Here is an 8776-nt window from a genome sequence, read left to right on the forward strand (position 1 = left end):
ACGCCGAGCCGAATCCGCGTTCAACTCCTGTAACGGCAAGCCAACCCGTCCGGGCGTATGGGGGGTGTTGGCGAGAACCGCGACACCCGGGGTCGTTCCGGCTGCACGTCGAGAGAATCGGGGCGCCGGAGGCGGCACTGCCGGCAAACCTCTGACGGCTGTCGCGTCACGAGCCCCCCGCCGCCGGCACGACGCGTGTGCGCCGTTGGCCAGTTCGGATGCGCACGACGGCCCACTTCGGCTCGGGTGTGGGCGTCTGCCCGTGGCGATGCCGACCGACCGGCAGACAGCGGGTCGGCCCTACCCTCGGCAACGAGCACCGCTGGGTTGACCCTCACGCTACGTCAACTTCTAGCATCGAGGCCATGTCGATCACCGTTTTTGACACCTGCTCCACCATGAGGCAGATCCTGCTGGCCCCGGCTGCGGACCGCGTTGATCTGCTGCGCGCGATGCTGGAGCCCATCAAGGGCATCTACCGCTACTACCCCGGCGAGGTCGACCTGGTGGCCATGCACCTGCAAGCGTCCGGGTTCCCCATCGACCGCGACGAGGCCCGTTGCCTTGACGCGCTCGAAACCCTGGCGGCGGCCGGGGCCTGGGAGCGGATGCAACGCGCCCTGGACGACGCTCTCGCCGTACTGCTGGAGGCGAAGCCGGGGCTGGTGGCCCCGGACATCACCGTGCTGTTTGTCCTCGGCGATCCGGGTGACGAGCACTTCATGGGCCCTTGCCAGGGCATAACCGGGTTCGGCGGCATCTCCGGCCAGATCATGATCACGCTCTGGCCCTTCCCCGAGAACGTGGAACGGCTGGAGGCCACCGCCGTGCACGAACTCCACCACAACCTGCGGTTCGGCCCCGGCGGGATCGTATGGGACCCGATGACCGTCACGGTCGGCGACCACATCGTCTCCGAGGGACTGGCCGACGCCTTCGCCCGTCAGCTCTACGGCGACGAGCTCGGCCACACCCGCATCGGCGTGCCGCACCTGCACGACGACGAAGTCTTCGCCAAGGTGCTCACCGGGCTCGACGTGACAGGCATGCACAACTTCACTGCCTGGGTGCACGGCGACCCCAGCGCCGAGCGCTTCGGCCTCACCCCGGTGGGATTGCCGATGGGCGCCGGATACGCCGCCGGCAACCGGCTGGTCGACACCTACCTGGCGGCGACCGGGCAGACCGCCGCACAGGCCCTGCACGCCGACAGCTCGGAGATCATCGCAACCACGCTGCGCCGCGGGTAACACTGGAACGGTGGAGTGGACGATCCAGGACCCCGCGACGAGGCCCGGCATCACCCACTTACGACCACGTCGGGCTCCTGACACGTGCGACGGGCTCCGCGTCCACATCGCCGCACGTCCAGTGGCTGAGCCAGATCCCGGGTACCGCGGCGGTGGCGGACACACCCCCACCATGAACCGGATCTGACAGCGAACGCACACGGCGACCCGGGGCCGGAGAGCGGTGGCCTCACCTGACCCGCAGGTCACCGCCCTCTTCAGCCGTGCCACTCATCCGGACGGGGTTCCGTGTCGACCGGACGCAGCACCAGGGACACCAGCCGCTACGGGTGCCCCATCCTGCTCCACCACCGTGCCGAGGAATCCGCCCGACTGCCGCGACCACAGTTGCGCGTACAGGCCGCCGCGTTCGATCAGCTCGGCGTGGGTGCCCTGCTCGGCGATCCGGCCGGCGTCGAGGACCACGATCCGGTCCATGCGGGCGATGGTGGAGAGCCGGTGCGCGATCGCGATCACCGTACGGCCGGTCATCACCTCGTCCAGCGTGTCGTGGATGGCGGCCTCCGCCTCGGAGTCCAACGCGGACGTGGCCTCGTCCAGGACCAGGATCGGCGCGTTCCGGTAGAACGCGCGAGCCAACGCGATCCGCTGCCGCTGGCCACCGGACAGGCGCACGCCGCGCTCGCCGACATGCGCGTCCAGGCCGGTCCGGCCGTCCGCGTCCCTCAGCCTGGCGACGAATCCGTCGGCGGACGCCCGGCGTACCGCCGTCTCGAGCTGTTTCTCGTCCGTGCCGCCGGGGCCGGCGATGTTCTCCCGGACCGAGCGGTGCAACAGGGTGGCTTCCTGGGCGACCATGGCGATCTGGCCACGCAGGCTCTCCTGGGTCACGTCCGTGACGTCGGTGCCGTCGATCATGATCGTGCCGGATTCCGCGTCATGGAAGCGCAGCAGCAGGCCGACCAGCGTGGACTTGCCCGCTCCGGAGCGGCCGACAACGCCGACGCGCTCACCGGCGGCGACGTCGAGACTCAGCCGGTCGAGGCCGCCCGCGCCCCGGCCATAGTGGTGGCTGACCTGCGAGAAACGGATGGCGCCACCCCGTATCCGCAGGGGGGCCGCCTGAGGTTTGTCCGCGACCGCGAGTGGCTGCGCGATGGTCCTCAGGGCCCGCCGCAGCGCGCCGACGGAGCCGAACAACGACGACACGGCGTCCAGCAGCCACTCCGCCATCGAGGTGATCCGGAAACTGAGCGCCAGCGCGGCGGCGACCAGACCCAGGGGGGCCGCGTCGGTACGCCAGAGCGCGATCCCGTATCCGACGAGCCCGACGAGCAGCGCGCCACCGAGCGCCATCATGCTGCTGTTGATCGTCACCTCGACCCGCTGCACGTCCAGGTGCGCGCGCCTGGCCAGCGCGAACACCCGGCGGTCGTACTCGGTACGAGAATCGTGGTCGCCGAGCAGCGCGAGCGTGTCGACGTTCGCGTACGAGTCGACGAGCAGGCCGGTCAGCGCGGACTCGGCGTCCTGCAGGCGCTCCGACGCGCGCCGGTAGCGGGGCACCGCCCACCACATGAGCAGCCCGTACGCCAGGACCCAGGCACCCAGCGGGAGCAGCAGGCGCACGTCGATCGCGGACATCAGCCACACCGAGCCGGCTGTGTAGGCGACCACGAACACCAGCGTGTGGATGACCGAGTACGCGGCGGTGCTGGCGGCATCGCCGCCGTCGCGGACCCAGGTGGCGATGCGCCCGGCGAGGTCGTCGCGGAACCAGCCGACGGACTGCCGGGACACGTACCGGTGTGTCCTCCAGCGGGCGAGCGGACGGGCGTTGGCCCGGAACGCGATGTCGTCCAGCGCCTCGCCGACCAGATTGACCAGGGGCCTGATCAGCAGCACGAACGTGGCGACGACGAGCAACTCGGTGCCGTGGTCGGCCCAGAGGGTGTCCGGGTTCGCGGCGGCGAGCGTGTCGACCAGGTGCCCGGCGTACCCGATGAGCCACACCTCGATCGCGGCGCACAGGATCGTGGTGGCGACGGCCACGGCGACGACCGGACGCAGCGGCCGGAGTTCCTCCAGGAGGAACCGCCGGACGCCGGCGGCCGGGGTGCGGTTGTCGCCGGACGGGAAGGGGTCAACAGGGTTTTCGAACAGACCTAACACGAAGTGCCTTTCCGGCGGTGGAGACAGGCAGGGAACCGGGGAAACCGCCGGACGTCCTCATGACCGATCTCCTCTTCGTGTCGGGTGGGTGTGGTTCTCCTCGCGAGGCTAGGCGAAGTCGTGCGGCGTCGCCTTCCGTTTCTCCGCGGGGAGTTTCTCCGGCGGGAAGGAACGAAAGCGCTGGCGCCTGCTGCCGTCGACTCAGCGTTCCCCGGCGTCGGTGAGGACGGCTTCGAGCCGTGCCCGGCACTCGGCGACGAACGCGGGATAGGTGTGCCAGTAGTAGGAGATCCCGCTGACGCCCACAGCGATCGCCCATGCCCGGGCCCGCGTCCAGGTCGCGTCGTCGAGGTTCATGGCGTTCCAGTACGCCTGCCGCGCCTGAGCCGGCAGGTCCCAGACGGTGGAGTGCTCGGCGTCGGGAAAGCCGACGGAGAGTCCACCGAAGTCGATGACGGCATAAAGGCTGCCCGCTCTGACCAGCAGGTTGGTCGGCTTCAGGTCGCCGTGCAACCACACATGGCCGCCGGCGGGCCCCGGCAGGGCGAGCGCCGCGCGCCACAGCTCTTGCAGGGACTCCACGCGCAGGTCCCGGCCGACGGTGGTTCGACAGTCATCGAAACACTGGCTGATCCACTCGTCGCAGGCCCGCAGGCTCCCTCCCCGGTACCAACTCAGATCGCCCGCGCGGGATGCACCCATCAGGTCGACGCGGTGCAGTTCGCGTACGAACGCCGCCAGGTCTGCCCCGAAGCCGGCCCAGTCGCTGATGGTGTCCTGCCGGGCCTCGTGCCCGTCGATCCAGTTGTGGACAGACCATGGCAGCGGGAACGCGGGAATCGGTGTGCCGGCATGGACGGGCTCCGGAATCGGACGCGGAAGCAGCGGCGCCAGCCGGGGAAGCCAACGTTGCTCCTTGCGCAGCGATCGTGCCTTGTCGGCAGTTCGCGGAACCCGCACCAGCAGGTCGTCTCCGAGCCGGTACATGGTGTTGTCGGTGCCCGCGCCCGCTGGTGACAGCGGCAGGCCGGCCCACTGCGGGCACTGGGCTTCCAGCAGCGATCGGACAGTCACCTCGTCGATGGGAACCTCGTCGTGGTGCAGGGGCATGCCGAGGATCTTTCCATCGGACGACCTGGACCGCGACTGCGTACGCGCCGTCGGGACAGGTGCCACGGGCATTCGGCTCGCAGCGGACACCGGTGTCAGCGGCGGCGCCACGGCAGCCGCCACTGACACCGCCGGCGGGCGGGCCCGACGGGGGTTGGTGGCGCGGCCGGTGGGGCCGCTGACGCCCGCCGCTGCGCGCGCCACCGTCGTACCACATCCTCGACGTCGACCGGGCGGACGACGACGCGGGGCCCGTCCGGGTTGCGCAGCCAGGCGACGACCTGGGCGTTGAGATCGGCGACGACCGCCCGGACGGCCTGCTCGGTGGGCAGGTCGCGTACCTCGTCGGGAAGCTTGTCGATCTTGCGGCGCAGTCGCAGGGGCGTGGGCAGCAACAGGTCGCTCGGCAGCGCCTCGCGTTCCAGGAAGCTTCTGATCCACCACGACTCGTCGTAGGGCAGCCCTCGGCCCGGGATCGGTTTGCCCGCGCCGGGCAGGTTGTCGAACTCGCCGCGCTCCAGCGCGGAGCGGATCTGCGCCTCGGCCCTCGCCTCCGCGTTGCTGGTCATCCCGACACCTCCCGGTCCCCACGGTAGCCACCACCCGGGTCGCGCGGCGACGGCCGGCATTCCCACAGCCCGGGCGGGAGGACACAGGGCACGGCGTAGATTCCGGGCAGAGGAGGGACGATGCGGGACTGGCTGGTGGGCCTCGGCGTGGCGGCGGCAGGCGTTGTCGCCGGCTGGGCGGTGCTGGTGCTGCTCGCCCGTCGGCTGCCCCCGGGTGTGCCGCGGGAGCTGGCCGCTCTCATCCCCGACTGCCTGACCACGGTGCGGCGGCTGCGCGCCGACCCGCGCGTGCCCCGGCGGGCCAGGGTGGCTGTCGTACTGGCCGGGCTGTGGCTGGCCAGCCCGATCGACCTCATCCCGGAGTTCCTGCCGGTCGTCGGGCCGCTGGACGACATCGTCGTGGTGGCCCTGGCGCTGCGCTACGCCGGGCGGCAGGTGCCCCGTGAGGTGTTGCTGGCCGCCTGGCCCGGAGAGCGGCGACTGCTACTGCGGCTGCTCGGCCCGGCACGCCCCTGACCCCTCGCCAGGTCGGCCGTAGCGGTCAGGACGTGGCGGCCGGACCGTCGACGGCGCGTCGGGGCCGGGGCAGCGCGGCGGTCGAGGTCGGAGGTGTGCGGCGCAGGCGTACGTGGCGGTGCCCGTCCAGGGGCCACGGCGGCTGGGCGGGCAGCATCTCGACGAAGGCGTACCCGGTCTTCTCCGCCACCCGGCAGGAGGCCGGGTTGTCGATCTGGTGGAGCAGTTCGAGTCGGGTCAGCCCGGCGGCCGCGAACCGGGTGAAGGCCCAGTCGGAGACCGCCTCCAGCGCTCGGGAGGCCACCCCGCGACCACGGGCGTCGGCGGTGGTCCAGTAGCCCACCTCCGCGTCCGGCCGGCCGGGAACGACCTCCTTGAGCAGGACATGGGCGACCAGCCGTTCGCTGGTGCCGGCCACCTCGCAGACCGCGAAGCTGAACCGGCGCCCCGCCGCCCAGCCCTGTCCGGCGCGCGTGACCCAGCGGCGGGCCTCCGCGACGTCCCGCAGCGGTCGCCGGGTGCGTGCCCGCAGCGCCGGGTCACGGTGCGCGGCCACCAGCGCCTCGGCGTCGTCGGCCCGCCACGGGCGCAGCGCGAGCGCGGGGGTGGAACCGGTGGCCGGGACACGCAACGTCATCGACATCCGTGCAGTGTGACCCACCGTCACCCAGGCCGGCAGTCCCGCATTGGCTGTCGAGCCGGTGCGGTGGGGCGGGTACGGTCACCCGAACGAGGATGGGGGCGTCGATGGTCACGGTGGGTGCGTTGGCGGGGATCGGTCTGGTGGCGTTGGGCCTGGTGCTCACACCCGGGCCCAACATGGTCTACCTGGTGTCCCGGTCGGTGACCCAGGGCCGGCGGGCCGGCTTGGTCTCCCTGCTCGGGGTGGCCGTCGGTTTCCTGGTCTACCTGGCGGCCGCGGTGGCCGGCATCGCCACGGTGTTCGTGCTGGTGCCGCCGCTGTATACGGCGGTGAAGCTGGCCGGGGCGGCGTACCTGCTCTGGCTGGCGTGGCGGACGCTGCGGCCGGGCGGCGGTTCGGCGTTCACGCCGACGCCGTTGCCGCCGGACCGGCCCCGCCGGCTGTTCACGATGGGGCTGGTCACCAACCTGCTCAACCCGAAGATCGCGATCCTGTACGTGTCGCTGCTGCCCCAGTTCGTCGACCCGGCACGCGGGCAGGTGGCCGTGCAGAGCCTGTTGCTCGGCCTCACCCAGATCGCGGTCGCGCTGACGGTCAACGGGCTGATCGTGTTGACCGCCGGGTCGGTGTCGGCGTTCCTGACCCGGCGGCCCGGCTGGGCGCGTGCGCAGCGCTACGTGACGGGCACCGTGCTGGCGGGCCTGGCGGTGGGTATCGCCGCGGACCGCTCCCGCGCCGCCGTCGCGGTGCCCTGACGCACCCGGGCCACTCGGGGTCAGGTCTCGCGGATCACGGCGGCACCGCCGGCCGGCACCACCGCCTTGCCGGTGACCGGTGTGTCGGTGAGCAGGTCCACCCCGTCGGCGGGGACCGGCTGCGGCCGGTCGGTGTGGTTGATCAGGAACAGCCAGCTCGCCTCGCCGGCGCGGCGGCGGACCGCCTCGACGCCGGGTGGCACGTCCGGGCAGACCGGGTGGGCGCCGGCCGTGCGGGCGGCCTCGACCATCAACTGCCGGTACGTCTCGTCGTCGGGACGGGTCGAGACGTACCAGGCGACCCCGGCGTCGGACCGGTGCCGGGTCACCGCCGGCCGGCCGTCCAGCGTCCCGCCGGCGTACGCGGTGATGGTCTCCGCGCCGGCCAGGTGCACCGTCTCGGCCCAGATCCGCCCGGTGCCGGCCGGGGAGAGCGGCACCTGTTCGCCGTCGGCGAGGGGATGGAACTCCTCCACCCGTACCCCCAGCACGTCCCGGAACGCGCCCGGGTAGCCACCGAGGCGGACCCGGGCGTGCTCGTCGGCGACGCCGCTGAGCCAGGTCACCAGCAGGTGTCCGCCGCGCGCGACGTGCCCGCGTACCCAGTCGGCGGTGGCGTCGGAGGCGAGGTAGAGCGCGGGCAGCACCAGCAGCCGGTACGCCTCGACGCGGTCGCCCGGGACGACCACGTCGCAGGCGTACCCGGCGCTCCACAGCGCCCGGTGCGCGGCGGCGACCTCGGCCTGGTGGTCGAGTGCCTCGGACGGCAGACCGGGGTGCTGCAACGCCCAGCCGCTGGCCGCGTCGTGGACGATCGCGACGGACGCCTCGACGCTGCCCGCGTCGCACTCGGCGATCCGTTCCAGAGTCGCGCCGAGCTGCGCCGCCTCGCGGAAGATCCGGCTGTCCGGGCCGGCGTGCGGCACCAGCGCGGCGTGGAAGCGTTCGGCCCCGCCGGCCGGGGCCCGCCACTGGAAGAACATCGCTCCCCGCGAGCCGCGCGCGACGTGGGAGAGGCTGTGCCGGAACATCCGGCCGGGTTCCTTGGTGTGCATCCGCCGGCCCGTGTAGATCTGGTTCGCGGCGCTCTCCATCAGCAGCCAGGCCGGTGATCCGCCGCCGGTGGCGTGCCGGGCCCAGCCCCGGGCCAGGTCCGCGGCGAGGGCGGTCTGTTCCTCGGCGCCGCCGTCGACGGCCGACGGGTAGTGGTCGATCGCCACCAGGTCCACCTCCTGGGCCCAGCGGGCGTGGTCGACCGGCACCCAGTCGCCGAGGACGTAGTTGGTGGTGATCGGCATCCGGGGGTTGGCGGCGCGCAGCAGGTCCCGCTGCTCGACGTACGCGGCGAGCAGGGTGTCGGACCAGAACCGGCGGAAGTCGAGCAGGTGGCCGGGGTTGGCCAGGTACTGGGTGGCGCGGGGGGTGCCGATCTGGGCCCAGTCCGAGTAGTGCTGGCTCCAGAAGCTGGTCACCCAGGCGGCGTTGAGCGTGTCGAGGTCACCGTACCGGTGGGCCAGCCAGGCACGGAAGGCCGCCTCGGTGTGCTCGCAGTGGCAGGTGGTGCCGTACTCGTTGTGCACGTGCCACATGGCCAGCGCCGGATGCTCGGCGTACCGGTCGGCGAGCATCCCGGCGACGCGGCGGGCGGCGGCCCGGTAGGCGGGGGCGGCGGCGCAGTAGGTGTCGCGGCTGCCGTGGTGCAGGCGCACCCCGGCGGCGGTGACCGGCAGCGCGTCCGGGTGGGCGAGGGTGAACCAGGGC

The 8776-nt window shown here is 72.4% G+C and carries 8 protein-coding genes; 3 read left to right on the top strand and 5 right to left on the bottom strand.

Annotated features, from left to right (window positions below; translation table 11 throughout):
• Positions 1-365 precede the first annotated feature (365 nt).
• Positions 366-1250, top strand: coding sequence for a DUF2268 domain-containing protein (locus E1165_RS15405; RefSeq protein WP_132392011.1), 885 nt, complete (start codon positions 366-368; stop codon positions 1248-1250).
• Positions 1251-1520: 270 nt separating this feature from the next.
• Here the strand turns inward: E1165_RS15405 and E1165_RS15410 are convergent, their stop codons facing one another.
• The 3 genes from E1165_RS15410 to E1165_RS15420 all read right to left on the bottom strand — a co-directional run bounded on the left by E1165_RS15410 (position 1521) and on the right by E1165_RS15420 (position 5101).
• The gene (locus tag E1165_RS15410) at positions 1521-3422 is read right to left on the bottom strand and encodes an ABC transporter ATP-binding protein (protein WP_132392013.1); all 1902 of its coding nucleotides are present in this window, start codon (positions 3420-3422) and stop codon (positions 1521-1523) included.
• A 201-nt stretch (positions 3423-3623) separates the two neighbouring features.
• Positions 3624-4532: an aminoglycoside phosphotransferase family protein gene (locus tag E1165_RS15415; RefSeq protein WP_132392029.1), complete on the bottom strand. Its 909-nt coding sequence runs from the start codon at positions 4530-4532 to the stop codon at positions 3624-3626.
• 95 nt (positions 4533-4627) lie between these two features.
• Positions 4628-5101: a DUF1992 domain-containing protein gene (locus E1165_RS15420; RefSeq protein ID WP_132392015.1), complete on the bottom strand. Its 474-nt coding sequence runs from the start codon at positions 5099-5101 to the stop codon at positions 4628-4630.
• Between the two features lie 120 nt (positions 5102-5221).
• Here E1165_RS15420 and E1165_RS15425 point away from each other — a divergent pair, with 120 nt between their 5' ends.
• Positions 5222-5617, top strand: coding sequence for a YkvA family protein (locus tag E1165_RS15425; RefSeq protein WP_132392017.1), 396 nt, complete (start codon positions 5222-5224; stop codon positions 5615-5617).
• A 25-nt stretch (positions 5618-5642) separates the two neighbouring features.
• Here the strand turns inward: E1165_RS15425 and E1165_RS15430 are convergent, their stop codons facing one another.
• Complete coding sequence (locus tag E1165_RS15430; protein WP_132392019.1) at positions 5643-6260, bottom strand: GNAT family N-acetyltransferase; 618 nt, start codon at positions 6258-6260, stop codon at positions 5643-5645.
• A 104-nt stretch (positions 6261-6364) separates the two neighbouring features.
• Between E1165_RS15430 and E1165_RS15435 the strand changes: the two genes are divergently transcribed.
• Positions 6365-7015, top strand: coding sequence for a LysE family translocator (locus tag E1165_RS15435; RefSeq protein ID WP_132392021.1), 651 nt, complete (start codon positions 6365-6367; stop codon positions 7013-7015).
• 20 nt (positions 7016-7035) lie between these two features.
• Here the strand turns inward: E1165_RS15435 and E1165_RS15440 are convergent.
• Positions 7036-8776 (bottom strand): beta-galactosidase (locus tag E1165_RS15440; protein ID WP_132392023.1); only part of this gene is annotated, 1741 nt, incomplete at its 5' end.

The sequence above is a fragment of the Micromonospora sp. KC723 genome, from assembly GCF_004348595.1.
Lineage (GTDB): Bacteria > Actinomycetota > Actinomycetes > Mycobacteriales > Micromonosporaceae > Micromonospora.

Bases quoted from the DNA above. Each gene is read 5' to 3' on its own strand.
- E1165_RS15405 (WP_132392011.1), top strand. From the start codon at position 366: ATGTCGATCACCGTTTTTGACACCTGCTCCACCATGAGGCAGATCCTG.
- E1165_RS15415 (WP_132392029.1), bottom strand. From the start codon at position 4,532: ATGCCCCTGCACCACGACGAGGTTCCCATCGACGAGGTGACTGTCCGA.
- E1165_RS15420 (WP_132392015.1), bottom strand. From the start codon at position 5,101: ATGACCAGCAACGCGGAGGCGAGGGCCGAGGCGCAGATCCGCTCCGCG.
- E1165_RS15425 (WP_132392017.1), top strand. From the start codon at position 5,222: ATGCGGGACTGGCTGGTGGGCCTCGGCGTGGCGGCGGCAGGCGTTGTC.
- E1165_RS15430 (WP_132392019.1), bottom strand. From the start codon at position 6,260: ATGTCGATGACGTTGCGTGTCCCGGCCACCGGTTCCACCCCCGCGCTC.
- E1165_RS15435 (WP_132392021.1), top strand. From the start codon at position 6,365: ATGGTCACGGTGGGTGCGTTGGCGGGGATCGGTCTGGTGGCGTTGGGC.